The sequence below is a fragment of the Komagataeibacter sp. FNDCR2 genome (assembly GCF_021295395.1).
In the GTDB taxonomy this organism is placed as follows: Bacteria; Pseudomonadota; Alphaproteobacteria; order Acetobacterales; family Acetobacteraceae; genus Komagataeibacter.
Window position 1 is genome coordinate 84,834 of record NZ_JAIWOU010000003.1, and the last position, 25,879, is coordinate 110,712.

16 protein-coding genes and 9 pseudogenes are annotated in these 25,879 nt (G+C 52.3%); 13 read left to right on the plus strand and 12 right to left on the minus strand.

The features are described 5' to 3' along the window. Positions 1-543: 543 nt before the first annotated feature. Positions 544-1,503 (minus strand): glycosyltransferase family A protein, encoded by a 960-nt coding sequence (locus LDL28_RS15190; protein ID WP_255663305.1) that lies wholly within the window; start codon positions 1,501-1,503, stop codon positions 544-546. A 105-nt stretch (positions 1,504-1,608) separates the two neighbouring features. Between LDL28_RS15190 and LDL28_RS15195 the strand changes: the two genes are divergently transcribed. Then, positions 1,609-2,958: an O-antigen ligase gene (locus LDL28_RS15195; RefSeq protein WP_233059505.1), complete on the plus strand. Its 1,350-nt coding sequence runs from the start codon at positions 1,609-1,611 to the stop codon at positions 2,956-2,958. 14 nt (positions 2,959-2,972) lie between these two features. Here LDL28_RS15195 and LDL28_RS15760 read toward each other — a convergent pair whose 3' ends face one another. Together LDL28_RS15760 and LDL28_RS15205 are read right to left on the minus strand one after the other, a co-directional pair. Continuing rightward, positions 2,973-4,172: a glycosyltransferase gene (locus tag LDL28_RS15760; RefSeq protein ID WP_233059506.1), complete on the minus strand. Its 1,200-nt coding sequence runs from the start codon at positions 4,170-4,172 to the stop codon at positions 2,973-2,975. 169 nt (positions 4,173-4,341) lie between these two features. Then, positions 4,342-5,055 carry a polysaccharide biosynthesis/export family protein gene (locus tag LDL28_RS15205; RefSeq protein WP_233059507.1) on the minus strand — a complete coding sequence of 238 codons (714 nt, stop codon included), beginning with the start codon at positions 5,053-5,055 and terminating at the stop codon, positions 4,342-4,344. 417 nt (positions 5,056-5,472) lie between these two features. On the opposite strand from LDL28_RS15205, the gene LDL28_RS15210 reads away from it, so the two are divergent. The 5 genes from LDL28_RS15210 to LDL28_RS15230 all read left to right on the plus strand — a co-directional run bounded on the left by LDL28_RS15210 (position 5,473) and on the right by LDL28_RS15230 (position 10,170). After that, the gene (locus LDL28_RS15210) at positions 5,473-6,801 is read left to right on the plus strand and encodes a hypothetical protein (RefSeq protein ID WP_233059508.1); all 1,329 of its coding nucleotides are present in this window, start codon (positions 5,473-5,475) and stop codon (positions 6,799-6,801) included. Next, the gene (locus LDL28_RS15215; RefSeq protein WP_233059509.1) at positions 6,801-7,469 is read left to right on the plus strand and encodes a hypothetical protein; all 669 of its coding nucleotides are present in this window, start codon (positions 6,801-6,803) and stop codon (positions 7,467-7,469) included. Before LDL28_RS15210 ends, LDL28_RS15215 begins: the two co-directional genes overlap by 1 nt. A 26-nt stretch (positions 7,470-7,495) precedes the next feature. Next, on the plus strand, positions 7,496-8,077 hold the full coding sequence (locus LDL28_RS15220) for a phosphatase PAP2 family protein (RefSeq protein ID WP_233059510.1): 582 nt from the start codon (positions 7,496-7,498) through the stop codon (positions 8,075-8,077). A gap of 151 nt (positions 8,078-8,228) precedes the next feature. Then, positions 8,229-9,008, plus strand: a complete 780-nt coding sequence (locus tag LDL28_RS15225; RefSeq protein WP_233059511.1) for a WecB/TagA/CpsF family glycosyltransferase — start codon at positions 8,229-8,231, stop codon at positions 9,006-9,008. Between the two features lies 1 nt (position 9,009). Then, positions 9,010-10,170 (plus strand): sugar transferase, encoded by a 1,161-nt coding sequence (locus LDL28_RS15230; protein WP_233059525.1) that lies wholly within the window; start codon positions 9,010-9,012, stop codon positions 10,168-10,170. Positions 10,171-10,478: 308 nt separating this feature from the next. Here the strand turns inward: LDL28_RS15230 and LDL28_RS15235 are convergent. Then, positions 10,479-11,497 (minus strand): annotated as a pseudogene (locus LDL28_RS15235) (IS3 family transposase). A gap of 221 nt (positions 11,498-11,718) precedes the next feature. On the opposite strand from LDL28_RS15235, the gene LDL28_RS15240 reads away from it, so the two are divergent. Together LDL28_RS15240 and LDL28_RS15245 are read left to right on the plus strand one after the other, a co-directional pair. Next, positions 11,719-13,050 carry a glycosyltransferase family 1 protein gene (locus LDL28_RS15240; RefSeq protein ID WP_233059512.1) on the plus strand — a complete coding sequence of 444 codons (1,332 nt, stop codon included), beginning with the start codon at positions 11,719-11,721 and terminating at the stop codon, positions 13,048-13,050. A gap of 183 nt (positions 13,051-13,233) precedes the next feature. Next, positions 13,234-13,375, plus strand: a pseudogene (locus LDL28_RS15245) (transposase); the annotation flags it as partial. Here the strand turns inward: LDL28_RS15245 and LDL28_RS15250 are convergent. The 4 genes and pseudogenes from LDL28_RS15250 to LDL28_RS15265 form a co-directional block, all read right to left on the minus strand. Further along, a pseudogene (locus LDL28_RS15250) lies at positions 13,371-14,417 on the minus strand (IS3 family transposase). The pseudogenes LDL28_RS15245 and LDL28_RS15250 overlap by 5 nt on opposite strands. 68 nt (positions 14,418-14,485) lie before the next feature. Further along, a pseudogene (locus LDL28_RS15255) lies at positions 14,486-14,653 on the minus strand (IS701 family transposase); the annotation flags it as partial. A 122-nt stretch (positions 14,654-14,775) separates the two neighbouring features. Next, positions 14,776-15,564, minus strand: coding sequence for a hypothetical protein (locus LDL28_RS15260; protein WP_233059513.1), 789 nt, complete (start codon positions 15,562-15,564; stop codon positions 14,776-14,778). A gap of 447 nt (positions 15,565-16,011) precedes the next feature. Then, positions 16,012-16,900, minus strand: a pseudogene (locus tag LDL28_RS15265) (transposase). 241 nt (positions 16,901-17,141) lie between these two features. Here LDL28_RS15265 and LDL28_RS15270 point away from each other — a divergent pair. The 3 genes from LDL28_RS15270 to LDL28_RS15280 all read left to right on the plus strand — a co-directional run bounded on the left by LDL28_RS15270 (position 17,142) and on the right by LDL28_RS15280 (position 19,713). Further along, positions 17,142-17,675: a flagellar basal body-associated FliL family protein gene (locus tag LDL28_RS15270; protein ID WP_233059514.1), complete on the plus strand. Its 534-nt coding sequence runs from the start codon at positions 17,142-17,144 to the stop codon at positions 17,673-17,675. Between the two features lie 49 nt (positions 17,676-17,724). Then, positions 17,725-18,915, plus strand: coding sequence for a flagellar motor switch protein FliM (gene fliM, locus LDL28_RS15275; RefSeq protein WP_233059515.1), 1,191 nt, complete (start codon positions 17,725-17,727; stop codon positions 18,913-18,915). A 63-nt stretch (positions 18,916-18,978) separates the two neighbouring features. Further along, positions 18,979-19,713, plus strand: a complete 735-nt coding sequence (locus tag LDL28_RS15280) for a DUF6468 domain-containing protein (protein ID WP_233059516.1) — start codon at positions 18,979-18,981, stop codon at positions 19,711-19,713. 191 nt (positions 19,714-19,904) lie between these two features. Here LDL28_RS15280 and LDL28_RS15285 read toward each other — a convergent pair whose 3' ends face one another. The 3 genes and pseudogenes from LDL28_RS15285 to LDL28_RS15295 form a co-directional block, all read right to left on the minus strand. After that, entirely contained in the window at positions 19,905-20,240 is a 336-nt protein-coding gene (locus LDL28_RS15285; protein WP_233059517.1) for a hypothetical protein, read from the minus strand. A gap of 301 nt (positions 20,241-20,541) precedes the next feature. Further along, positions 20,542-21,358 (minus strand): annotated as a pseudogene (locus LDL28_RS15290) (IS3 family transposase); the annotation flags it as partial. 106 nt (positions 21,359-21,464) lie between these two features. Beyond that, positions 21,465-22,388 carry a replication protein RepA gene (locus LDL28_RS15295; protein WP_233059518.1) on the minus strand — a complete coding sequence of 308 codons (924 nt, stop codon included), beginning with the start codon at positions 22,386-22,388 and terminating at the stop codon, positions 21,465-21,467. A gap of 827 nt (positions 22,389-23,215) precedes the next feature. On the opposite strand from LDL28_RS15295, the pseudogene LDL28_RS15300 reads away from it, so the two are divergent. Next, positions 23,216-24,122, plus strand: a pseudogene (locus LDL28_RS15300) (transposase). Between the two features lie 773 nt (positions 24,123-24,895). Here LDL28_RS15300 and LDL28_RS15305 read toward each other — a convergent pair. Then, positions 24,896-25,036 (minus strand): annotated as a pseudogene (locus LDL28_RS15305) (transposase); the annotation flags it as partial. Positions 25,037-25,707: 671 nt separating this feature from the next. On the opposite strand from LDL28_RS15305, the pseudogene LDL28_RS15310 reads away from it, so the two are divergent. After that, positions 25,708-25,879, plus strand: a pseudogene (locus LDL28_RS15310) (DDE-type integrase/transposase/recombinase); the annotation flags it as partial.

Sequence of the window (25,879 nt, forward strand, 5' to 3'; positions counted from 1 at the left end):
CATGCCGATGCAACTTCCCTTCATGTTTCACGAGATATCGCGCATGGAACCGTCCGCGCAGCAAAACCCGCCTTGGGCGGCACACCTGGCACCGGTAGCCTTTCCGCCCCCCGGTGAAGCAGGATGGAAGGTACATGGCACATCCCTGTGGAAGGAGATGCTTCCATGCACCCTGTCCAACTGAAAACCGGGTAGTTATCTCTATGTCCGAACGGATAGCTACCCGTCAATACCTGCACCATGACTGCATTGATCCAGTCCGAAGAAATCGTTCGGAAAGTTATGAATATATTAAGACTGAAAATAAGCGTGGGATTCGAGAAAAGCGTTAATAAGATATTTCAGCCGTCATTTTATAGACGCCTGACATTCAGGGGCATAATTTCAAAAGCGATAATGCGAATGAAAAACAACCCCGTCTCCATGCTGCCATGCATATGTGTCAGGACTTCCGGCAGGCTGGCAGGTTTCATCGCCCTGCATCATGGCACCAGCCCTGCATGGCCGGGACGCTGCCGCCGCTCAGGTTGCTTTTGCCGGCCATCAGCCCTGTGACCCTGTCCCGCTTTCACGCTCCGGGATGAAATCCAGAGATCCGACGCCAAACTTTCCCAGTGCCTTGCAGATCTGCAGGTAATCCCCCGGGCGCCTGCGGAATAACCACATCCCCCCATACACGACCATCTGGGCAAGGGCGACCGCGTAAACCCCCAGACGGGTCGCCACGGGATTAGGACTGATGGCCAGTCGCACCATAGCCGAATGCCTCGAGCTGCGTTGGACGCGTTTGCACATATAGGCAAATGTCATGCGCCCCGCCTCGTTAAACTCCCACACCCGCGCATTGGCGCACCACACGAAGCGGCGCTTTTCATGTGCAAGTGTAAGCAGAAGGAGGGTATCTTCACCTCCACAGCGACCCAGTTTTTCATCAAAGGGCGCTTTTCCTACCAGGCAGGTGGCGCGGCGCATCATTGAATTGCCGGTTCCCAGACCACGCGGCTGGGGCGGAAACCAGCGGAGCGGATAAATCTCCGCGTCCTGCTTCATCTGGAAATCAGTTGTATAAAAACGACCGTCCGCATCCCAGTCAGGTGCGGATCCCCCCGCGAAAACAGGATATTTCGGCCCGAAACTGGCATCCGCCCCCGTTCTGTCCAGGCAGGTGAAATGAGCCGCCAGCCAGTCAGGCTCCGGTGCTTCATCATCATCCACGAATGCAATGAAGGCACCTTTCGCGGCGGCTACGCCACAGTTGCGGGCATGGGCGATATTGCGTACACCTGCGGGAACATGATGCAGGGGAACCGGGCTTTGTGGCTGCAGGCGGGTCACAACGTCCCGCGCCATCCGTTCCGGATGATTATCCGCCACCATAATTTCCCATGTCAGCCCGGCAGGAACGCCGGTCTGGTTCATGCAGGCCCTCAGGGTTCGCTCCAGCAGGTCCATGCGGTCATAACATGGAACGACAATGCTTACCGTCACCGGGCATTCCCGCATAGCAACCGCCGAGGAATTATGCACAAATGCCGTCCTTGTTCTGGCTGTATAACCGGCTGGCAGTAGAGCATATTTTTTCGGGCCGTTACAGTAGGGGCATGCAGGATGGCTGAGCAGGCGGATTCTCTCCTGGGAAGGAATATCCAGCAGACCGACTGGGTCAGCCGTCTTTCCACCATCCTTCTATGCGCCATGATGCTCTTTTCGATCGTGAGCGTTCCGGACTTCAACCGCAGCGCCTCGGTCGCGGCCAGCACCGACCATGTCAATCCCATCAACCGGTTCGTATGGCTTGGGCTGCTGAGCATGGCGCTTCCCCTTATCCGGGCGCGCTGGGCGCAGATCCTGCGGCTGATAAAGGCATCATGGCTGCTGATTGGACTTTTTCTTTATTTTACATGCAGCACGGTATGGGCGCTTGACCCGCCCATATCCACCCGCCGCATCATGTTCGCATGGATCGAGATCATTCTCGCGGTCACGCTCACATGCACCATGAAGGACCGGAAATATCTTCTGAAATTCATATTCATTTCCTGTCTGGTCGCCGCCATAGCGGATCTGATCGTATGGATCCTGATGCCGGGTTATGCCATGACCAGCGAGGGACTGGCAGGAATACAGAGCCAGAAGAACCAGACCGGCCTGATCATGATGTATGGCCTTCTGGCGGGTGGCCCCCTGCTGCTCTATCGCCCCCCGAAACGGGAGCGTTACAGGATACTGGCGGGGATGGGGCTGTTATTCCTGCTGCTTCTGGCCAGCCGCTCCAAGACCTGCCTGGGCATTATCGTGATCATGCCGGTTCTGGTCCTGCTGTTTTTCAAGCTGACCCACAGCCGCATGTCATTATCCGTGGCTATTGTCGTTTCAATTTTCGCCATCCTTATCTGTACCGTCTTTGGATATTTCATATGGTGTGAAATTACGAACGTCTCTCCCTTTGCCCTTTTTCAGGACATGACCTTCACCAGCCGAACCGATCTGTGGTCCTTCATGTTCCAGGAAATCCAGAAGCGTCCCTGGTTCGGGGCAGGATTTTATTCATTCTGGTCCATTGACCCCTCGGTTCAGCCCAGCCTCAAGACATCCATGTGGTTCGGCAGTGAGGCGCATATCAACGAAGCCCATGACGGTTATCTGGACCTGCTGGCCACCGGGGGCGCGGTGGGATTTATCTGGGGCCTGTCGATCATCATCCGCACATTCACGCTGGCGCTTGAGGCACTGGGCAGAGCCGGGCGCCCTGACCCCAGCAGACCGACCGTCCTGAGCTACCCTCTGGCCTGCTTTCATGTGTCTTTTCTATGCGCCCTGTGCATTCACAATTTTACGGAATCAAACCTGTTCTGTAATAATGGTATGCTGGCCGTTGCCCTGTATTTTACAATTTTTGATCTCGAAGACCGGCAAGGAAACGACGACCAGCCCCCTTCGCAGAGGGGGATGGCATAGACCGGGCTGGCCATTCAGTCCCTATCGCGAAAAGGCATGCCCCAATCCGGTCGGGTTGGGCGTTTCCCCATCACCCAGCGATAAATTTCCATGATCTGTTCCGCCTTGCGGGACCAGGTGAAAAAGGTGTTCGCCCGCGTCCGGCCATTGCGCGATAAAGGCACGAGCTGATCGGGTTGCGCCACGATACGCCCCAGAACGGTCCGGAGTGCACTGACAAACGCGGGACGCCCGGCCAGGGGGACCAGAAACGCGCAGTTGGGAGAGGCCAGTTCCGCCGGGCCACCATAATCCGCAATAACCGGAACCACCCCCATGGCCATGGCCTCCAGCACCACCGCCCCACCAAATTCCCGAATGGAGGGAAAGGTCAGGATATCAGCCTTGCCGAGGTATTCCGCGATCTGATGATGGTCCAGTGCTCCCGTAAAATGTACCTTTTCATCAATCCCGAATTGACTGATCTGCTCCCGCAGTCTGGCTTCTTCCGGACCAATCCCGATAATCGTCAGGGTCATCCGCCCTGACTGCAGAAAGGGAGCTGCTGCCTCAATCAGCATGTCGCATCCCTTGTAGGGCACCAGGCGGCCGATATAGATGGCGTGGACCGGGCGGTTGGCATAATCCTGCGCCGTACGCGCGCGCGCCAGCGGGAAGCGGCGTGGATCAAACCCATTTTCAGGGATATAGAAGGTCTTGCGCCGCCATTTCGCGGGGATTTCCCGCCAGGCGCTCATTCCCCCCGCGATAATGGCCGATGCGGCGTTGCGGGTGGACCTGTATCCCGGCACGAACCTGAACAGGAACCGGAACCGGGACAGCCACTCCCCTTCCTGTTTCTGTAAATCAGGAAACTGGGGAGGCCATGGCAGGCCCCCATTGATAGGCCCCAGAACGAATGGCACCCCGGATGCCCGGCACCATGAGGCAAACGGGCTGGGTACGGCAGGGCTGACCGGCGTGACCCGGTGCACCAGATCAAACCGCTTCCCCTTCAATGCCTTGCGGAAGCGCTGCCAGACAATCCATTCAAACAGCAGATAGGACGGAATGGTAAGCGCCGTCAGGACCGCCCAGCCCTTGTTGGGGCCGCTTATCCAGTTGACCAGACGCACCATCGGTTCAAAGATGAACTCGGTGTCAATGGCCGTGTAATCACGCCCTTCCTTCAGACCCGCCCGGTCCAGGGCCGCTCTGTTACGCTGACGTGTCACCAGATGCACATCAGCCAGACGGGCAACGGCCTCGTAATGCGACCATCCCACAAGGGGGACACTATACCATTCCGGATTACAGGATTCCGCCAGCATTAAAACGCGCGGGCGGGAATATTTTCCTGTCACGTCCGGAAGGGATTTTGCTGCGACGGGCTCCATGCTTGCTTTAATAGAACATTCCGGTTCCGACATTGTAGTTCAATGTCCGGTTGAAGGGGATGGCCTTGTCGATATACTGCTCGATAAAGAGATCGAACGAACCGGCTTCCGTCTTGGGAATATAAACGACATCTCCCGGGCGCAGGGCAACATTATCGCGACTATCCGCCGTGTTGAGATAGCGCCGCAGGTTGACGACCCGCATCATCGGGCGGCCATCGGCCCGGCGGCGGATGAGAATGGTCTCGCTCATTTCAGCGGCATCAATCGCGCCACCCGCCGTAATGACAGCCTGCATGGCGTTGGTCGGTCCCACCATGGGGTAGATCCCCTGCTTCTTGACTTCACCACCCACATAAATCTGGGCCGCGTCATAGGCATGGATCAACACATCGGGCGAAGGCTCCCGCAGATAGGCCGTATAGCGTTCGGTGAGCAGCCTGCGCAGGTCCTCCACGGTAATACCGGCGGCCTGCACCGTTCCCACCAGTGGGGCGGACATGCTACCATCCGGCGCTATGGGGATATTGGTCTCGTTCAGTTCCGGGTTGAGAATGAAACGTAATCCTACGCTATCCCCCGGTGCGAGATGATAGGGGACGACATCATCCGACCACGGCACAAAGTGCTTGGCCCCATGGGGCCGGGGATCAAGATGCTCCACGCAACCACCCAGAAGCACCACGCTTGCGAAGAGCAGGAACCAGGGAAAGAAGCGCATAGATTCCAGACAGTTCGGATTGCAAGATTCACTTTTAGGTTCTAGTAAACTTTTTCGAAGTCCCATGCAACAGGGGGTCTGGCCTGATAGAGCCGGATACACACCGCCAGACGGTAACATATTGCAAAGGTCGGTCATGATACATTTTCTGGTTTCCGTAACATTAACAGATGCCTAAAATATAAAACCGCAATATGTTCTGCAAAATGACTGTAACTGGCGCCCTGAATGACTGAAAAAACCAAGCCATTTCTGATCGCCAGGTCCGCTTCATACCATAAATGGAGCATAAGGGACATACTGACGTCATTTTTCTACTATCAGAATGTTATAACTATAGCGTTTGTAATTCCATGCGTTCTTGGCTTCCTTGCCAGCCTTACGGCGCGCCCCAGCTTTACCGCGCATGCCCGGCTTTTGGTTCTGTACGGGAATGAATATGTCTTCCACCCCACGGACCAGCAAAGCGGCAGCAGCATCGTGCTGGACCGCGACCAGATCATGCAGGGGGAACTGGGGATCCTGAACAGCCCGACCCTTGCCCAGGAAGTCGTCAACGATGTGGGGCGGCAGACCCTCTATCCGGGAATGAACAGTTATAACGCGGAAACACGCCAGAACGCCGTAACGCGTTTCAGCCGGGATCTGCGCATTACCATAGTTCCCCAGTCCAACCTGATCGAACTGTCCCTTCGCAATCTCAACCGTAATGTCGCGCGGCGCGCGCTGGAGGTTTTCGTCCAGGATTACATCCGCTACCGGACCGAGGTTTTCAACCGCCGGACCACGGATGCCCCAAGCACCCTGCACCAGCAGATGGTCACCGCGTTTCATGATGCGGAAAACCATCTGGTCACTTTCGAGCTGGAACACAACATCAGCGATCTTCCACAGCAATATTCCCTGCTGCTGCGGCGGGTCAGTGACCTGGAAGATGAAAAAACTGGTATTGTAAGCGAAATCAATAATCTGGATGCACAGATCAACACGATAGAACATGCCCTGGGGGTGCTGCCGAAAGTCGTTGAACTCTACGCCGATACCGACGAGAGCGACCGTGCGAAGCTGCTGACCAGCCGACTGGGCCAGCTCATGATCCAGAAGGCAGATGTAGGGGGACGTTACAAGGATAACTTTCCTATTCTTCAGGACATAAATAAGCAGATCACCGATATTGAAAAAAACCTGCACCAGATCCCGACGCGGGAAAAGCAGACCACCCGGCAGGGCATCAATTCCGTTTACAACGAACTGTACCAGCAGAATATCCTGTTACGCTCCAGGACAGAGGGCCTTCGCGCCAAAGAGACCACCATTGCCGAAGGCGCCGACAAACTGCATGCCCGCCTTCATGAACTGGTTTCCCTGTCGGCCCAGTATCGCGCCCTTCAGACCGAGCGCGATGTCATGGCGGCCAGCTATCAGGCCATTACCCAGAATGCCGAGGAAGCCCGGCTGACAACGGTTGCCAACCAGCAGGCCAGCGCCAATATCCGCGTTGTCCAGCCCCCCGAAACGCCCCTGCATGGAACGAGCCTGCGTCTTCCCCTGCTGGTTCTGGGTATCTTTGCGGGGGCCATTGTGGGGGCCGCCGTTCTGGCCCTGTGTGTCACCACGCAAAAAATATTCATAACCGTCCGGGACGTGGAAAGCATGCTGGGCCTGCCTGTTCTGGCGGCAGTGACCGACAGGAACCCGCCACCGCCACGTCAAAATTCCTTCCTGTTCTGGAAAAGAAAACCCTGATGGCTACTGCCCTGACGCCAGCGACCATAGCCAGCCAGCTCCATAGCCGCTTTCTCAGCGAGCAGGATGCGACCCGGCTGTTCTATCTGCTCCCCCACCAGCAGCAGAAAGCCTTTGCCATACAGTTCCTGGCGCCTGACCCCGGTGCGGGCACGTCCAGCATCACGCGGGATTTCGCCGTGGTCGCCAGCAACAGGCTGGGACTGAACATACTGCTGATTTCCATCAGTGAGGCAACGGGCAAGGCCGCATCCGTCATACACCACCGTTATGCCCTGCCCCTGCAGGCCGTGACCGATCTGGATCTGACCTTCAACGGCAATCTTTCGGCGTTCAGGGTACAGCAGATCCCCCTTTCCATCGTGATTCCCAACGAACATGTCGGCAGCCGACTGCACCAGAGAGACTGGATCAACTTCGTAACAAGTCAGGAAAACAATTTTGATCTGATCCTCATAGATTCACCGGCGGCCAGCGCATCGCATATGGGGGCGGGCCTTTCCGCCAATGTGGATGCCAATATTATTGTTCTCGAAGCTGAAAAAACCGATTATAACAAGACAAGATATCTTATAAACTGCATTGAAGAAGTGAAAGGTTATATACTTGGAACAATACTGAACAAAAGACATTTCTACATACCAAACTCAATTTACAAAAAGATCTGATTGTTCATATTGATTCGGGGGTAAGCGTGAGATTTATTACGGATTTCGGAGACGAGGCGACCATCATTCCGTTGTTTGTGGTCACCATCGTCCTGTTCATAGCCATGGGCTGGAAACGTAACGCGGCCATATGGGGTATTGGTATATTTCTTACCTTTGGCTGTATCGTACTGAGCAAAATGCTGGGCCTGCTCTGGGCCCAGTTTTATGGCTATGACGGCCACCCTTTCAGCGCCAGCGGCCATGTTGCCTCCAGCTCGGCCGTTTATGGCAGCCTGATCAACATGATCTTCCAGCCGCGCTTTCATTCCTGGCTAATGGCCATGCTGCCACCTGCCCTGATTGCCGCACTGATTGGCTATACGCGCATCATGCTGCATGCCCATACCCCTATGGAAGTCGTGGCCGGAGCTGGTATCGGTACGACGGCGGCCACGCTGATTGCCCGTGTCCTTCCGCCTGTCCCGACCTTTCTCGTTCACTGGTTCGCCTTTGCTCTTGTACCCGTCATTCTATTTTTTCATGGATATGTCATGGAGGCAGAACCCGTTCTGAAACAGACATTCTATACATCCTATTATTTTCTTAACCAGAATATTGGCTGGTAGATAAATGTTTTTCAAAAATTTAATGCATTTCACATAATGATATAATCTATAACGAGCAAAATAGATTTATAAACTATATACTATTATGTGTTTCCTTTTTCAGGGCATTTAACCGCCATTTTGTTACAGAGGCGAAAGTTCGATATCGTCGATGAGAAAACATCCGACTGACTGCACTCTTCCTCCTGAAATTTTCGGCCTACATTTTTCTTCCCTTTCAGAAAGGGAAGTGGCCACATTGATTGGCACGACCTTCCGCTCGGAACAGGAGGGCGTAGGACTGATCATTACCCCAAATATCCAGCATATCAGCCTGATGCAGCATAATCAGAAGTTTGTACAGGCCTGCCGGCACGCCGCCATCCTGACGTGTGACGGCTTCCCCCTGCTCTATTACGCAAAAATGCGTGGCCAGAAGATTGCCGGGCGGGTTACGGGACGGGGCATTGTCGCGGATCTCATGGCACGGCCCGATCTTCTGGCGCGACATCGCATCTTCATGGTGCTTGATAGTGAGAGAACCGTTGCCGCGGCACGGGAATGGGCGCAGCGGCATGGCCTTCAGGATAAAATCGCCTTTGCCGTTCCCCCTTATGGGTTTGAAAATGACCCGGAATATGCATCCCATCTGGCTTCCAGCATCCGTCATCACCAAATCACACTCCTTTTTATGGGGGTCGGGGCGCCCCGGAGCGAGATCTTCGTGGATCAGTACAGAGACGTTCTGCCTCCCTGCTGGGCACTGTGCATTGGTCAGGCGCTTCTGGTTGCGCTGGGTCTCACGCCCCAGCCCCCCCCTCTCGTGCAAAAGCTTAATGTAGAGTGGTTGTGGCGCATTGCTCTTGAACCCAGGCGACTTCTGACTAGATATATCTATTCAGCCTGGGGTTTCCTGTTTGCGGTTTTCAAGGATATGAGACAACGTGGCTGAAATGTCTTCCTCTCATTCCGCCGATCCGTCAGGTGAGGAGACAGCCCGCCCCACCAGGCAGAAGATGGATGCAAATCTCCCGCCCATGTCAGAGATACCGCCATTTCCTTCTCATTTCCAAGGGAAGAAAGTGTTCCTGAAAGACCTATTCAAAACAGGCCTGCCCTACATGCGCCAGCGTGTTCTCGTGCTAGGTGGGGGATTGGAGGGCGAAAGGATTGTCACAAAACTTCTGGAAGAACCTGATCATTGCGAGGTTATCGGTATATTTGATGACCGCACGAAGCGCCTGAGACATTTCCATCATAGCGTGCCTGTTCTTGGCAATATTGATGACATGGTTGCCTTCTGCCGCAGAGATCTGCCAGATATCATTATTATTTCCACTGTCGATGCCGGACGCGAAAGATTGCGTGCGCTTATTCGCAAGATTATCGTGCTGCCAGTTAATATTTATCTGGCCATGGATAACCAGCGAATAGATGGTCCTGACGGCATAGAGCAGCAGTATCCTGACATCATTCTTTTCCCTGTCAGCAAGGTTCCCCTGGCGGGAAGTCATCTGGCGGTGAAATGGCTGGAAGATAAGATACTGGCTCTGGTTTTTATAATAATTCTATCGCCAATAATGGCGATCATAGCATTACTTATAAAAATAGATAGTCATGGAACGGTATTATTCATACAGGATCGTTATGGTTTTAATAATAAAATCATAAAGGTCTTTAAATTCAGGACCATGCATATTAACCAGGCTGATCCCACAGGCGCACAGCGAACGGTACGGAATGATCCCCGTGTTACCAGAATAGGCCGATACCTGCGTAATTTCAGCTTGGATGAACTCCCGCAGTTTTTTAACGTGCTATTGGGCAGCATGTCCATTGTTGGTCCCCGTGCCCATGCCACTGCCATGCAGGTCAATAATGAACCTTATGAAAAAGTCATAGACTGTTATTCTGCTAGACACATGGTAAAACCTGGAATAACCGGACTGGCACAGGTTATGGGATGCAGGGGAGAAATAAAAACGAAATATATGGCACAAAAGCGGTTAGACTATGATCTGTATTATATAAAGAATTGGTCTTTGTGGATGGATTTGAAGATTATCTTTAAAAGCATACACATAATTATCTTCAAAAGAGAAAATACTTTTTAACATACATTTCTCATAATCGTGTTGGTGATCTTCGTATACTAGTCGCTATCGATATATCTGTTTTGAACTACGGTTTCAACCGCATGACAATGAATGAAGTTACATGAAATACGGGCCGCTGTATGCGACAAAGGCAGCAGCCAAGAGGTAGTGACCTTGCCCCCTGAAATATCTTTGTTTTGAAGCAAGGTCTGTCCACTGGAGACAAACGATGATGAAAACGCGTTTCACGCAGGAGCAGATCATCGGGATCCTGAAAGGACAACAGGCGGGTGGACTTGTAACGGTTTGTGCCGGTCAGGAAGTAATTATGCCACTCCAGCTTCGAAAGCGGGAGGGCTGATGCCGCCCAGATATGAATGGCGTCGACGTGGATTGTAGAACCCATTGATATACTGGAAGATAGCGACGGTGGCCTGACGACGGGTTGGCAAGTTCTGCCTTCAGAGCCATTCCGCCTTCAGGCTTTTGAAAAACGTTTCGACGGCTGCGTTGTCAAAACAGTTTCCCTTTCCGGACATTGAAGCCAGCAGTCCGTGGGCCAGCAGCTTTTTCTGAAAATCATGAGAGCCGTACTGGCTGCCACGATCAGAGTGGAAAATGCAGCCGGGCGCCGGGTTACGCAGTTGCACCGCCATATCCAGGGCACGGATGGGCAGATCCCTTTTTATCCGGTCGCTTGCGGCCCACCCGATCAAGCGACGACTGAACAGATCAATGACGACAGCCAGGCAGAGCCAGCCTTCGGCAGTCCGGATATAACTGATATCTCCCGCCCATTTCGGTTGGGTCCATTGCAGGGAAATTGCCGTCCAGAAGGTTGGCCACAATGTCAGACTGGTGGTGGCTGTCGGTCGTGACCTTGTGGCGACAGGTGCGTACGGCTCGGATCCCGTTGTCCCTCATCAGGCGGCCAACGCGACGTTCCTCAACATCAAGCCCGGCTTCCCTGAGGTCCATGCACATGCGCGGCCGGCCGTAGAAGCCGTTGCTCAGGGCATAATGCTCACGGATATGCGCCCGCACCTTCAGGTCGGTGCGCTGACGCTGACAGGTCGGTCGGGATGTCCAAGCCCGGTAACCCCGTGCCGAGACCCGTCAAACCTGGCACAGCCTCTCGATTTGGCCATTCATGCCGAAGACGTTCATTCTCGCGGGCCAGATCAGCCTGAGGCGCGAATGCCGGCCCGGTCGGACGATAATCCACTATTCATTTGCCCAGAATAGATTCGCCAATACCCAGGTCGGCCGCAACGCGCGTGCGTGACAGCCCACTGCCCAACGCAATCCTCACGGCCTCGCGCTTGAAATCTTCCGTATGCTTCATGCCCTCGTCGGTTTCCTGATACGTGCTTAAAACGCTCAGATGACCGGCACAAAACTGTCACAAGTCCATGCGATCGTAATGCGTCCTGAGACCGCAATCATCAATTCGCGTTAATTCTCAACATACCTTGTTAGAAAAAAGAATTGTTGCCTTAACTTAAGAAGGATCTTATGTAATATATAATAAATTTCAATCAAATTTACGTACATAGGCACAAAAAAATGAATAACTTAGAGAATAGTAAAAAATATAGAGTTTGTATAGATGGTTTTAATCTATCTCTTATGAAAGGAACAGGCATTGCCACATATGCTCGTACCCTAAGCCATATTATAAAATGCTTAGGTCATCCAGTTGATGTTCTTTATGGATTAAACATACATAAAGATGTACCTGACATATTAAAGGAAGTTATGTTTTTTGAGAGCCTTTCTAAAACCGAAAAAAAAACACCAGGAAAAGAAAAAATAAAACAGTGGATACGATATAAAGTTTTATCAGAAAAAAAAGAAAATTGTTTTTATATTAACTTAACTGGACGCGTAAATCCGCGTGATTTTATTGAACGTATGCCAGCATATGACCATATCTTAAATTCTCAAAATATATTCGAAAAAGCCGGAAGACATTTCCGGATTACCGGTAAATTCCTACCGGTTGAAATGGTGCAACCTCCTCGTATTATGCATTGGACATACCCTTTCCCTATAGAAGTGAAGGGAGCAATAAATATATATACGATACATGACTTAATACCCCTTCGTTTTCCTCACACAACCTTAGATAATAAAAATTATTATTACAATTTAATAAACAAAATATCTAATATGGATGTTCCGATATGTACTGTTTCAGAATCATCTAAAAAGGATATTATTTCATTTTTTCCAAATTCAAATGGTAAAATATATAATTCTTATCAGTCCTCATTGATAAATAATGTCTCGACAGATGATATTATGCGACCAGAAAATGAAATAAAATCATTGTTCAATCTGGATGCTGGAAGCTATTTCATGTTTTATGGATCTATAGAGCCAAAGAAAAATATTGGCAGAATAATAGAAGGATTTCTAAAAAGTAAAACAAAACGCAAACTTGTTATTGTTGGAGCCATGTCATGGAAGAGTGATAATGAACTCAGGTTAATGGATTATGGTATAAAAACTGGAAGAATAATATTTATAGAATATCTACCACAAAACATACTATATAGCCTTCTTTTAAATGCACGATGTCTATTGTTTCCATCAATTGCAGAGGGGTTTGGATTGCCAATAATTGAATCTATGTCTATTGGCACTCCTGTATTGACATCAAATGAAGGTAGTTTACCAGAAGTTTCTGGAGATAGTGCAATAATTGTGAATGCCTATGATTCATCATCAATTGCTTCTGGCATTAACTCTATAGATAGCAATGATGAATTGTATGAAAAATTAAAGGTAAGTGGATATGCGCAAGCAGAAAATTTTTCCATGGATGCTTATAAAAAACGAATTTGTATTATATATGATAAGATATTAAGAAAGTGGGAATCTAAAATAAATTGATATTTAATATTTTTGTAGGATCTGGATTTGATTAAAAACCTGCATAGATCGGGGGTACAGCGGAAAGGATAACCGCTTTTTCATTGAGGCTGTCTTGACCCTGCCCCCTGAAATGCCCTCGATTTGGAGTAAGGTCTGTCTACTGGAGACAGACGATGAAGAAAGCACTTCACACAGGACCAGATCATCGGGCTCCTGAAGGAGCATCAGGCGGGCGCCACGGCGGCCGATCTGTGCCGCAGGCACGGGATCAGCGATGCTGACCTTCTACACGTGGCGATCGAAATACGGCGGGATGGAAGTGTCGGAAGCGCGGCGGCTCAAGGTGGACTTGTAACGGTTTTGTGCCGGTCAGGAAGTGATGATGCCACTCCAGCTTCGAAAGCGAGAAGGCGGCTGCGCCCAGATATGAATGGCGTCGACGTGGATTGTAGAACCCATTGATATACTGGAAGATGGCGACGGGTTGGCCAGTTCTGCCTTCAGGGCCATTCCGCCTTCAGGCTTTTGAAAAACGTTTCGTCGGCAGCGTTGTCAAAACAGTTTCCCTTTCCGGACATTGAAGCCAGCAGTCCGTGGGCCAGCAGCTTTTTCTGAAAATCATGAGAGCCGTACTGGCTGCCACGATCAGAGTGGAAAATGCAGCCGGGCGCCGGGTTACTCAGTTGCACCGCCATATCCAGGGCACGGATGGCCAGATTCTTTTTTATCTGGTCGCTTAAGGCCCTCCCGATCACGCGACGACTGAACAGATCGATGACGACAGCCGGGCAGAGCCAGCCTTCGGCAGTCCGGATATAATTGATATCTCCCGCCCATTTCCGGTTGGGCCCATTGCAGGGAAATCGCCGTCCAGAAGGTTGGCCACAATGTCAGACTGGTAGTGGCTGTCGGTCGTGACCTTGTGACGACGGGTGCGTACGGCTCGGATCCCGTTGTCCCTCATCCGTCGGCCAATGCGACGTTCCCCGACATCAAGCCCGGCTTCCCTGAGGTCCATGGTCATGCGCGGCCGGTCGTAGGCGCCGTCGCTCAGAGCATAATGCCCACGGATATGCGCCCGCACCTTCAGGTCGGTGTGTTGACGCTGACAGGTCGGTCGGGATGTCCAGCCCCGGTACCCCCGTGCCGAGACCCGTAAAACCTGGCACAGCCTCTCTGATTGGCCATTCATGCCGAAGACGTTCATTCTCGCGCGCCAGATCAGCCTGAGGCGCGGATGCCGGCCCGGTCGGACGATAATCCACTATCCATTTACCCGGAGTGGATTCGCCGATACCCAGGTCGGCCGCAACGCGCGTGCGTGACAACCTACTGCCCAACGCAATACTCACGGCCTCGCGTTTGAAATCTTCCGTATGCTTCATGCCCTCGTCGGTCTCCTGATACGAGCTTGAAACGCTCAGATGACCGGCACAAAACCGTTACAAGTCCACATCCATCCTGTCTTGCGCGGTTCATTGCCAATCAGGACATCGAAAAAGGCACACGCAGAAGCCGCGACACGCTTCTGCGCATACAGCGGCACGATCCGCTCCTTGGCTACCCCAAGTCCAGACGCCCACGGTTCCAGCGTCTCTTCAACTGACGCCCCGCCATTCATGAAATCCTGAATCTTGGTGACCCATAGAGGCAGAACTCATCATAAAACGAAACTGTAGCTTTAATAATAAAAACAACAAAATTCATTATATATAGTAATAAAGTGTAATACGCCAATATAACTTAGCGTCGTCGCGTAATAACCAACCCAACTGACGTTACCACATATTTTTCGATTTCCAGACGAATATGAGGAAACCCGTCATGGAAAGGTGGTAAATCAACAAAACAATCTACTGCATTCTGACTATTCGAAAAAACGACTTCATCAACTTCATGACCACGCTGACGCAGCCTGAAAGCCAATTCTTGTATATCGCGTTTTCTATAGATAACCGTTGGACCTTCTTCGAGCGTATGTTCATTCGAAGACAGATTAAATTCCGTCGTATGGCAGGCGACACCACCTAATTTCAGAGTTTTTTCGACACTATTAATAACAAAATCGATTCCGCGCTGAATATTTCCCAAATGCTCAAAACAGCATGATGACCAGCAAAAATCAAAATTATTAAATTTATGATTTATATTATTCATGTCACAATGATCGTGTGACACAAGATTGAAAAAATCTTCTTTGTTTACTATATTTTCCTTATAAATACCTTCAAGATTATCACTGTGCTGATTAGTATCAGTCCATCCAGAATCTTTAATAATATCAACCGGAGCATCTGTCGCGACAACACGAACACCGTGTTTCGCAAATAAAGATGGCAATGGTTCGGTTCCTACGCCAAACACCAAACCACGTTTATTTGGAAGGATCATGTTCTTCCGGCGCAAGTGATGTATAATAAAAACCCATTCCCACAACTTGCGATGATACATTGGATCGTAGTCAATTTCACGGCAGATTTCAACGAATCTCTGTGCCTGAAAATCTACGGAGGAACAATCAGCGTGTTTCATAAAATCTTTGTTGGTTTCATCAAAACCAACTGGTGGAAAAAAAGACGCCTTCGGAACTCACTAGTATCCATAACATCCTCTGTCAAAATGATAATTTTTACTAAGCTCTTCTATGTTTGTCAACTGTTGTGCTTCACAGTCTTACCAATGGAGGTGAGGCTGTGAGTGACGTGTTCTTGCTGTCTGAGAGCCAGATAGAGAAGATCAGATGGTGTTCTCCTCTGACTATGGGGTTGAGCGTGTGGATGATCGGCGGGTTATGAACGAGATCGTTTATATGATCCGAAACGGACGATAGGCTCAGGACTTGTCTTATGAAATCCGGGTCGCTGTATGCGATAAAGGCAGCATTCAGGAGCGGGCCACCTCCTGGATGCTGGAGAGAGTGGGTCGAGTCAGGACAGGTCATAATGGGCCACTAGCCCTACCCCGAGCGTGCCCTCATTTTTAAGTTAGGGTCTGTGGGTTGTTGTATGCCTTATTGGCGTTTTGGGTGAAAGCCTCTAGCATTATGCCGTTGAGGCTGGTGTGGGGCCTGACGGCATTGTAGTCAGCGCGCCAGTCCTCAATGACCGAGCGGGTGTGGGCGAGGTTTCGGAACAGATGTTCCCCGATCCGGTCTGGCTCGCGGGCGAGCCGTTCACCTGACAGCGACGTATCCGCCACCAGCGCCAGGCACTCCCGCGTGTAGTCGTCCACCCCTGTCACGCCGTCCGTTGTTCAGTGCGTCCGAGAAAAATCCAGGTTCCAGCGCTGACTGGGGCCGTCGGGCAGCGGCATTGGCGAGCGGGGGCCCATTGCCCGTTTCCGGTCACCACGCTTGCGGACCGACAGCCCTTCCCCACAATATTGCCGGAACAGCTTCTTGTGGTTCATGGCCACTCCCTCGCGCTCCAGAGGATGTGCAGGCGCCGATAGCCGAACCGGCGTCGTTCGCCCTCAGGATCGCGTAGCCGACCGCACGTCCCGGCATCACCCGGACGGCAGGACGCATAGGGCCACATCTTCGGGTCCATGCCGATCAGGCGGCAGGCCCGCCGCTGCGAGTAATCCCGTTCGGTCATCGCCCAGGTCACGGCGTCACGCCGCAAACCGGGCGTCACGAGTTTTTTGCCAGCAGGTCCTTCAGCGTCGAGACGTCCATCACGCTCTCCGCCAGGAGCCGCTTCAGTTTCGCGTTCTCCTCTTCAGGAGCCTTGAGCCGCCGCGCTGCCGACACTTCCATCCCGCCGTATTTCGATCACCACGTGTAGAAGGTCGCATCGCTGATCCCGTGCCCACGGCACCAATCGGCCGCCGTGGCGCCCGCCTGTTGCACCTTCAGGAGCCCGATGATCTGGTCCTGTGTGAAGCGCTTTCTTTATCGCCTGTCTTCTGTGGACAGACCTTACTCCAAATCGAGGGCTTTTCAGGGGACAGGGTCAGCGATCATGTTACAACAGAAAATAAAAGGGATAGATCATCCTAAATCATAAAATACGCGAGCTTCAATCCGTCCGGCCATTGAGTAGGGGGGACTGAGTAGCTAAACTGAGTGGCGAATATATTTATCCAACCATTCCGGAGCCACACCAGATATGAGCGAGACTGTGACCGGCGGCGCACCCGCCTCCCCACGGGGGGATGCCGGGAAGGAGACTGGAGCCGCCGGGGCTGAAGCAGCTCGCAAGGGTACGACCAAGAAATCGAAGTTGAAGCTGGTGATCGGGGGGCTTGCTGGCCTGATCCTTCTCATTAGCGGGGTCACCTTCATGGAGAAGGACAAGCTGTTCAAGACCGCCGGGGAAAAAGCCAATGAAGTCTTGCACCCGCCCATTCTGGTGGGGATCCCAACCATTGTTTCCAATCTTGATAGCGGAGACGGGCATCCGGTCTATGTGAAGATCACCGCCAAGGTCGAGATAGCAGGCGCAACCGATGAGGCCTCGCTTCAGAGTACCATTCCCGAAATCCAGGATGTATTCCAGACATATCTGCATGAAACGCGCCCGCAGGATATCCGGGGGAACGGAATATACAGGCTGCGTGAAGCGATCATACGTCGCCTGAGAACAGATCTGGCCCCCCTCCAGGTGACGAACGTGTATTTCGTCGAGTTGCTCGTCCAGTAAGCAGGCAGGCTTCTGGAACACCTACAAAAGCACTGAGTTGGGAATCGTGGTGACAGACGACATGCAGGATGCAGACGATACGACAAAGGGGACCGAACAGCACGAGACGGTCACCGAAGATCAGCATGGCACGCCGCATGAGGATATTGCCGACCATCATCCTGCTGCCGAAGGGATTTCAGACGCGGCCGAGCATGATGACGTGATTGGCGGGCAGGTACTGGACCAGTCCGAAATTGACAGTCTTCTGGGCAATACGTTCGGCGGGGCGCCCCCGCGTGAAGCGAACGGTATGGAGCGGGTCATCAAGGCTGGCTTCGTAGCTTATGAACGCCTGCCCATGCTGGAGATCGTATTCGATCGCCTTGTCAGGATCATGTCGTCCACGCTGCGCAGTTTTACAAACGACAACGTCGAAATCACGATGGAGAGCATCCAGTCGATGCGCTTCGGCGACTATATGAACGCTGTGCCGTCGTCGTCCATGTTCGCGGTGTTCAAGGCCGTGCAATGGGAGAACTATGGCCTGATCGTGGTTGATTCCTCCCTGTCCTATTCGATCATCGATATTCTGATGGGTGGTCCGCGTGGGACCGGCCATGCCGGCGTGGAAGCCCGACCCCATACAGCGATCGAAAGGGCGTTGATCGAGAAACTCATTGCCCTGACGCTCAATGATCTTTCGACCGCCTTCAGTCCTGTATGCGCGATTACCCTGTCGTTTGAACGACTGGAGATAAGCGCCCGTTTTGCCGCGATCGCACGGGCCTCCAATGCAGTAGTGATGACCCGACTGCATATTGATATGGAGGACCGGAGCGGGAATATGGATCTCATTATCCCCTATGCGACGCTTGAACCCGTGCGTGATCAGTTATCCCAGCAGTTCATGGGAGAGAGATTCGGGCGGGATTCCATATGGGAAGACCATCTCATTTCCGAGATTCTTGAGACCGATGCGCAGGTTTCCGCAGTATTTGAGGAAAAGGTCGTTCCCCTTTCGGAAGTTCTGAACCTTCATCCTGGTAAACAGATAACCTTCCCTCATCGCAGTGGCACACCGATCCATGTCAGGCTCCAATGCGGTCAGACGCCATTGTTTGAGGGACGGCTGGGGAAGTTACATGGTAAAGCGGCTGTGAAAATCGAAAGAAGGCTGGTTCCGACCGATAACTCCCACCCGAAGAATGCGGCGGCTTCTCCCCCCGCCACCCCCGATGCCGCAGCCACCGAGACTTAAAATCACGTCCTTTCCATCCCCAGCCTGTGGTATCGTAACCGCGGCAAGACTGGAGACCAGCCAGTGCTGATACAGATCCAGATGATCATCGAGGTCGTTCTGTCGTTTTTCCTGTTTTTGGGAATAATCTACAGCTTCTACCTTGGTCGGGTTCTGTCGAACCTGAGGCGGGACCGGGCCAGTCTTCTTGAGCTTGTCGCGAAGCTGGAAAGCAGTGTGCGAAGCGCGGAAGATGGGGTTGAAAAGCTTCGTGTCGCTGGCGAAGTCAGCGGGCGTCCCCTCAGCAAGATGATCGAACAGGCCAAGATAACGGGAACCGAGCTTGGCAGCATGGCGGGGCAGGCCGATACAACGGCTGACCGTCTCCAGCTACTGATTACTCAGATGCTTTCCCAGGAAAAGCAGCTTAAAATTCTGATCGAGCAGGCTGAAGATGTCCGGATGGAGATGATCGAGAAGGCTGCCAGTATCGGATATTCCGCTAACGGGGTCGAAGAGGCACCGGAAGTCTCCTTGCAGGATAGGGCGGATCAGGCCACGGGAGATCCTCTCCCCGGAGATAACTCTCATGATGACATGAGAACCCCGGATCAGGATCCAAAGGGAAACAGGGCTGATATCCCTGTGCCACAGGCTGATTCGGACAGTCCCGGCAAAAAGACCATGTTTACGGATACGATAAATGTTCCGGCCCCCGCTTCGGTCACGCGCACGCGCCCCTATATGAGAGCGCTGGGAAAAACATTTTTGGCCGATCCCGCCGACCTGGTCACGGTTTGGTCCGACCAGCCAAGATAATATGTTTCCGGTCGGAAAAGCCGACGAAATCTTTTTCCGGATCTGAAAGATAATTCAGAGTTGTTTATGGCAAGGCTCGGCTATCATATTTGGGGCTGATTATCGGCCCTATGTATCCTGACCCGACAATGTCAGATATTTTTATCAAAATATGAATATCACCCATTCTGGAATCAACGAAGGGTCTATCCTTATGGAGTATAGCTGTTCGTTGGGGGAATCTTCTTGACCTGCATGTTCAGCCGCTGAGCATTCTGGTCCTGCGTCAGACCTGTTGGACCTTCGGCAACCTCGCGGGCGACATTGGGCATGAGATCAGGCCGGCTCCAGCAGTCTACGCCGTTCCAGCTCTGCGTACAGTAGGGCTGCGGCACAGGCGGTCTTTCCGGGGGGGCGCACCAGTCCTCACCTTCCTGGATATAGCCGGCACTACATTCGCGTCCCGTGATGCGGCTGGCAATGTGATCCGGAGCACAACCAGCAAGCGCCACGATGAAGAGTAACGAAGTCCCGCGCTTGATCTTCATAGATACCCGCTTCCGCCCATCAAGATTTGGCATGCCGCATGCCTTGTATGATAAGTTCAGGCCTATATGATAGACCTTTGCCATTCATATCATACAATCTTATCTTCACTGCCACCAGCCGTGTATGCAGCACGAACTTTCAAAAAATGCCTTAACAATCATCCGGAATGAGAGGCATTCTAATAGGGCATCGAAGGAAGTCTGTTTCGGTTACCAAATTCATCATGAATATATTAGGGCAGGAAGATAGCGTCGACAGCAAATGAGCCTACCCCGACGTGCTCTCAGTTTGAATGAGGGCTTATGGGTTGTTGTATGCCTTATTGGCGTGTCGGGCGAAAGTCTCTGGCATCATGCCGTTGAGGCTGGTGTGGGGCCTGACGGCATTGTAGTCAGCGCGCCAGTCCTCGATGACCGAGCGGGAGTGGGCGAGATTGCGGAACAGATGCTCGTTGAGGCATTCGCCCCGGAACCGGCCGTTGAAGTTCTCGACGAATCCGTTCTGCTGCGGCCTGCCCGGTGCGATGCAGTGCCACGGCACCGACCGTTTTTGCTGCCAGGACAGGATCATGTTCGAGGTCATCCCTGTGCCGTCGTCGCCGACGATCATCATGGGAAAGCCGCGATGTTCCCCGATCCGGTCTGGCTCGCGGGCAGGCCGTTCACCTGACAGCGACGTATCCGCCACCAGCGCCAGGCACTCCCGCGTGTAGTCATCCACCCCTGTCAGCACGCGGAAGCGCCGTCTGTTGTTCAGGGCGTCCGAGACAAAATCCAGGCTCCAGCGCTGATTGGGGCCGTCGGGCAGCCGCATTGGCGAGCGGGTGCCCATGCCCGTTTCCGGCCGCTACGCTTGCGGACCGACAGTCCTTCCCCGCGATACGGCCGGAACAGCTTCTTGTGGTTCATGGTCACTCCCTCGCGCTCCAGAGGATGTGCAGGCGCCAGTAACCGAACCGGCGTCGTTCGCCCTCAGGATCGCGTAGCCGACCGCACGCCCCGGCATCATCCGGACGGCATGACGCATAGCGCCACGTCTTCGGGTCCATGCCGATCAGGGGGCAGGCCCGCCGCTGCGAGTAATCCCGTTCGGTCATCGCCCAGGTCACGGCGTCACGAGTTTTTTGCCAGTAGTTCCTTCAGCGTCTGTCTCCAGTGGACAGACCTTACTTCAAATCGAGGGCATTTCAGGAGGCAGGGTCATCAAGACCTAACATATCCTAATTATGCACTTATGCGTTTTGGTTTGACCGGCGCAGGAGAGGGCATAAGCACAACTCCTTCATCTGTAATCTCGACCCGAGCGTCTGGATATACCGCCAGAGCCAAAGAAAGGGGCTTCTGCCATTTAGCTTTAAAATGGAACAGTTCTTTATAACCTGATCCAAATTGTGCTTTAAGTGCAGACCACGTTACAAGTTTCCGACCTTGAAGGACATGAAGACGGTAAGCTAGCCAAACATATACATCGAGAGCCGCTGAGTTATTGGAAATTGCCCTGACTGCCGCCTCATGAACAGGAACAGGATGCTTCCGTAACTGTTCGTAATAACCCTCTGAAAGCTTTGCAACTTCAATACTGGTAGAACCAGACCCACAATTCGGCTCATCTATGAATAATGCTCCGTCTACGATGGCCTGATTAACAAGGGCATTTGCCCCTTTTCCATCATTGATATGAAAACTGAGCCGACACCGACTTATACGTTCAGCCTGATCTTTCACGGACCGGGCAGCGGATCCGCTAGGGGATATACCAATACGCTTCATCCATTGCCGTAAGCTCTTCCCGAGTTCGATTTCGCGTGAGTTGGTACGAATAGCCTCTGTCTGGAGAAATAACAGTATAAGTCTTCCATGAGCGCCAAAGGGCACGCCAACATGCGCCAGTTCCCCTGTTTGCCCAACAGGTTTAATCCCTGGTTGGATAATAAGGCGAACCCTGTCCGATGCCATTTGCCACGGTTCGCTCGGTTTTAATCGCCGATGCGGAAGAGCACATTGTGCCCAGCCGGAATAGATAAACCCAAGGCCGTTTTCTTCGTCAGACATATAAGCTGACGCAGCTTCAACAATGTCACGATCCAGACCAAAATCCAAAGCATGCTGTTTGCCGCGAGTTTCTAACAGATCGTGGATTGTAGCCATACGTACTTTCCCTTTGGGCTATCTATTTTTTGCATGTCCCGAAATAAATGTCAGTGTGTGATTTAGTGAGATGTGTTTTACGATCAGGATATGGCCATCATGAACGTACCCAACGTCCATGCGCAAAAGCGAACCGGTCATCGCCCTTTTCTGATCCATCGTACTGCTTCGCTGAAGCAACCCGCTAATCGGTTCTTAGCCTAATAGGCCTTTTTCAACGTACCCCAAGCTGTTCTACATCGCTCTATGGGCTTCTGTTGAAGGGGATGCACGGGCTATCTGACGGCGTGATATCTCACCAAAAATCTATGGCACGCATAGTTAGGAACGAAGATCCTTCTATACCTTGCGGATCTCCTGCTTTACGAAGCTGAGGGTATCTATCTGGGCAGCAAGCGGAACCAGGACGATTGCCGCAAGCAAGCGGTATAAGAACAGATGCACACTGCTCATTATCACCATAACACATTGAAATGTAACTATATTAAACCAACTATGAAAGTCTTCATATTATGTGTGTTTTGGTGATAACCCCCATTATGAATGGCTTTCATCGAGTCCTGTAGACCAACATTTTCGCATCAAGATATAACTTTATAAGCCGACCAGATTTATCCTGCCTCGCGGGTAGATGGCTGCGCCGCAAATGCAAAAGCGTCATCATTGAACAGAGTTTGCAACCTTTATTGCATTCAGCGGCCTGGATTTCATAAGGCAAATCCCAAGCCTAAAATACCCTTGACCCTGCCTCCTGAAATGCTCTCGATTTGGAGTAAGGTCTGTCCACAAAAGACAGGCGATAAAGAAAGCGCTTCACACAGGACCAGATCATCGGGCTCCTGAAGGTGCATCAGGCGGGCGCCACGGCGGCCGATCTCTGCCGCGGGCACGGGATCAGCGATGCTGACCTTCTACACGTGGCGATCGAAATACGGCGGGATGGAAGTGTCGGCAGCGCGGCGGCCCAAGGCTCCTGAAGAGGAGAACGCGAAGCTGAAGCGGCTCCTGGCGGAGAGCGCGATGGACGTCTCGACGCTGAAGGACCTGTTGGCAAAAAACTCATGATGCCCGGTTTGCGGCGTGACGCCGTAACGTGGGCGATGACCGAACGGGATTACTCGCAACGGCGGGCCTGCCGCCTGATCGGCATGGACCCGAAGACGTAGCGCTATGCGTCATCCCGTCCGGGTGATGCCGGGACGTGCGGTCGACTGCGCGATCCTGAGGGCGAACGACGCCGGTTCGGCTGCCGGCGTCTGTACATCCTTCTGGAGCGCGAGGGAGTGACCATGAACCACAAGAAACTGTTCCGGCCGTATCGCGAGGAAGGGCTGTCGGTCCACAAGCGTCGCGGCCGGAAACGGGCAAGGGGCCCCCGCTCGCCAATACTGCTGCCCGACGGCCCCAGTCAGCGCTGGAATCTGGATTTTTCTCGGACGTACTGAACAACGGACGGCGCTTCCGCATGCTGGCAGGGGTGGACGACTACACGCGGGAGTGCCTGGCGCTGGTGGCGGATACGTCGCTGTCAGGTGAACGGCTCGCCCGCGAGCCAGACCGGATCGGATCGGGGAACATCTGTTCCGAAACCTCGCCCACACCCGCTCGGTCATTGAGGACTGGCGCGCTGACTACAATGCCGTCAGGCCCCACACCAGCCTCAATGGCATAATGCTAGAGGCTTTCACCCAAAACGCCAATAAGGCATACAACAACCCACAGACCCTAACTTAAAAATGAGGGCACGTTCGGGGCAGGGTCAACCTCACCAAATCACATAGAAGGAATCATAGAACTCCTGTTCTAAGAAGGTAACCGAAGCCTTTACATACTTCAGGCTTTTGAAAAACGTTTCGACGGCTGCGTTGTCAAAACAGTTTCCCTCTCCTCCCTGAGAATCCGGTTCTCCAGACGAAGACATTCATTTTCGCGCGCCAGATCAACCTGAGGTGCGGATGCCGGCTCGACCGGACGATAATCCACTATCTATTTGCCCAGAGTGAATTTGCCGATACCCAGGTCGGCCGCAACGCGCGTGCGTGACAGCCTTCTGCTCAACGCAATCCTCACAGCCTCGCGCTTGAAATCTTCCGTATGCTTTATGCTTTCGTCGGTCTCCTGATACGAGCTTAAAACGCCCAGATGACCGGCACAAAACTATTATAGGCTCATATTTCGATCGCCACGTGTAGAAGGTCAGCATCGCTGATCTCGTGTCTGCGGCACCGATCGGCCGCCGTGGCGCCCGCCAGATGCCCACTATCTGATTGCGGATAAAGGCTATGACAGCGCCCACTTCCGTGATGCTTTCGCCTTGCGTGGTATTGTGCTCTGCATTCTATCAACAAAAACCCGAAGGAAACGACCGCCTTACGATCAGTATCTGTATGGCAAGTGACACAAGGTCAAGAACCTCTGTGGAAAACTCAAGGATTGGTGCAGTATCACGATACGTTACGATCGTTATGTTCATACCTTCTTCTCGGCGATCTTCCTCGCAGCTATCGTCATCTTCTGGATGCCATAAAGAGTCCTGAGCCTACTTGGCCGTTCGTGACCTTTCCGACAGAATCCGTATACTGGCGCCCCACATCGCAGGACGCTTGGCTTTTCTTCAGAAAATCGATCTCGTCGATGATCAGCACGCTATGTTCAAGGTCCAATAGCTCTTAGCGTCGTATTACAATCTACTAACCCAATTCCTACGCAATTTCCTGTAAAATTTTCTTCATTTTAGAATGTTCTAAAGTATTTCAACATATTGAAAGTTTTATGTTGATGTCAAATTTTAGCTGCATTGAGTGATTTGGTGAGATATCCGTGTGGTCTGGTGAGGAAACTAATCTAATAATAGTTATATATATTAGTTTCCTCACTAAAACACTCAGGATAACAGTCTGCGTGTAAGGACTGCCCGTGTTACTTACTCACCAGATCACACGGATATCTCACCAAATCACATATTTCATGATATTTTTTAGGCTTGGCCGATATTCAGATTTCTCGAGTGACATGAGATTTGTCTCATATGTTATAATATTTGATTTAAATGAAATTCAGGTTATTTTCTGGTGCGCTGAGGGGGCTGTTGTGATTCACAGTTTTACAATGGAGGTGAGGCTAGGGCCTGTTAGGACTTGTTGTAGTCTGCTGTAACAGCGATGAGGATGACGGAGAGAAAGGATGAGGCTGTCTTCTCGTATCAGGTCGCGACAGCCCGCCATTCCTTGAGCCCCGCCACAGGCTTGCGATCAGATGCCGAAGCCTGTAAGCCCATTTCAGATAGGCGACTTCTGGATCATTCATCCCCATGAGGTGAGGCTTCCTCTATCTCGAGACGATCATGGACTGGGCAACGCGCAAGGTTTTGGCCTAGCGCCTGTCGAACACGATGGACGTCGAGTTTTGCATCGTGATGCTCCGGGAAGCACTGACGCGCTACGGCTCACCGGAGATTTTCAATACCGACCAGGGCGCGCAATTCACGGCGC

Bases quoted from the DNA above. Each gene is read 5' to 3' on its own strand.
- LDL28_RS15190 (WP_255663305.1), bottom strand. From the start codon at position 1,503: ATGCGGGAATGCCCGGTGACGGTAAGCATTGTCGTTCCATGTTATGAC.
- LDL28_RS15195 (WP_233059505.1), top strand. From the start codon at position 1,609: ATGGCTGAGCAGGCGGATTCTCTCCTGGGAAGGAATATCCAGCAGACC.
- LDL28_RS15205 (WP_233059507.1), bottom strand. From the start codon at position 5,055: ATGCGCTTCTTTCCCTGGTTCCTGCTCTTCGCAAGCGTGGTGCTTCTG.
- LDL28_RS15215 (WP_233059509.1), top strand. From the start codon at position 6,801: ATGGCTACTGCCCTGACGCCAGCGACCATAGCCAGCCAGCTCCATAGC.
- LDL28_RS15225 (WP_233059511.1), top strand. From the start codon at position 8,229: ATGAGAAAACATCCGACTGACTGCACTCTTCCTCCTGAAATTTTCGGC.
- LDL28_RS15230 (WP_233059525.1), top strand. From the start codon at position 9,010: ATGTCTTCCTCTCATTCCGCCGATCCGTCAGGTGAGGAGACAGCCCGC.
- LDL28_RS15240 (WP_233059512.1), top strand. From the start codon at position 11,719: ATGAATAACTTAGAGAATAGTAAAAAATATAGAGTTTGTATAGATGGT.
- LDL28_RS15260 (WP_233059513.1), bottom strand. From the start codon at position 15,564: ATGAAACACGCTGATTGTTCCTCCGTAGATTTTCAGGCACAGAGATTC.
- LDL28_RS15270 (WP_233059514.1), top strand. From the start codon at position 17,142: ATGAGCGAGACTGTGACCGGCGGCGCACCCGCCTCCCCACGGGGGGAT.
- LDL28_RS15285 (WP_233059517.1), bottom strand. From the start codon at position 20,240: ATGAAGATCAAGCGCGGGACTTCGTTACTCTTCATCGTGGCGCTTGCT.
- LDL28_RS15295 (WP_233059518.1), bottom strand. From the start codon at position 22,388: ATGGCTACAATCCACGATCTGTTAGAAACTCGCGGCAAACAGCATGCT.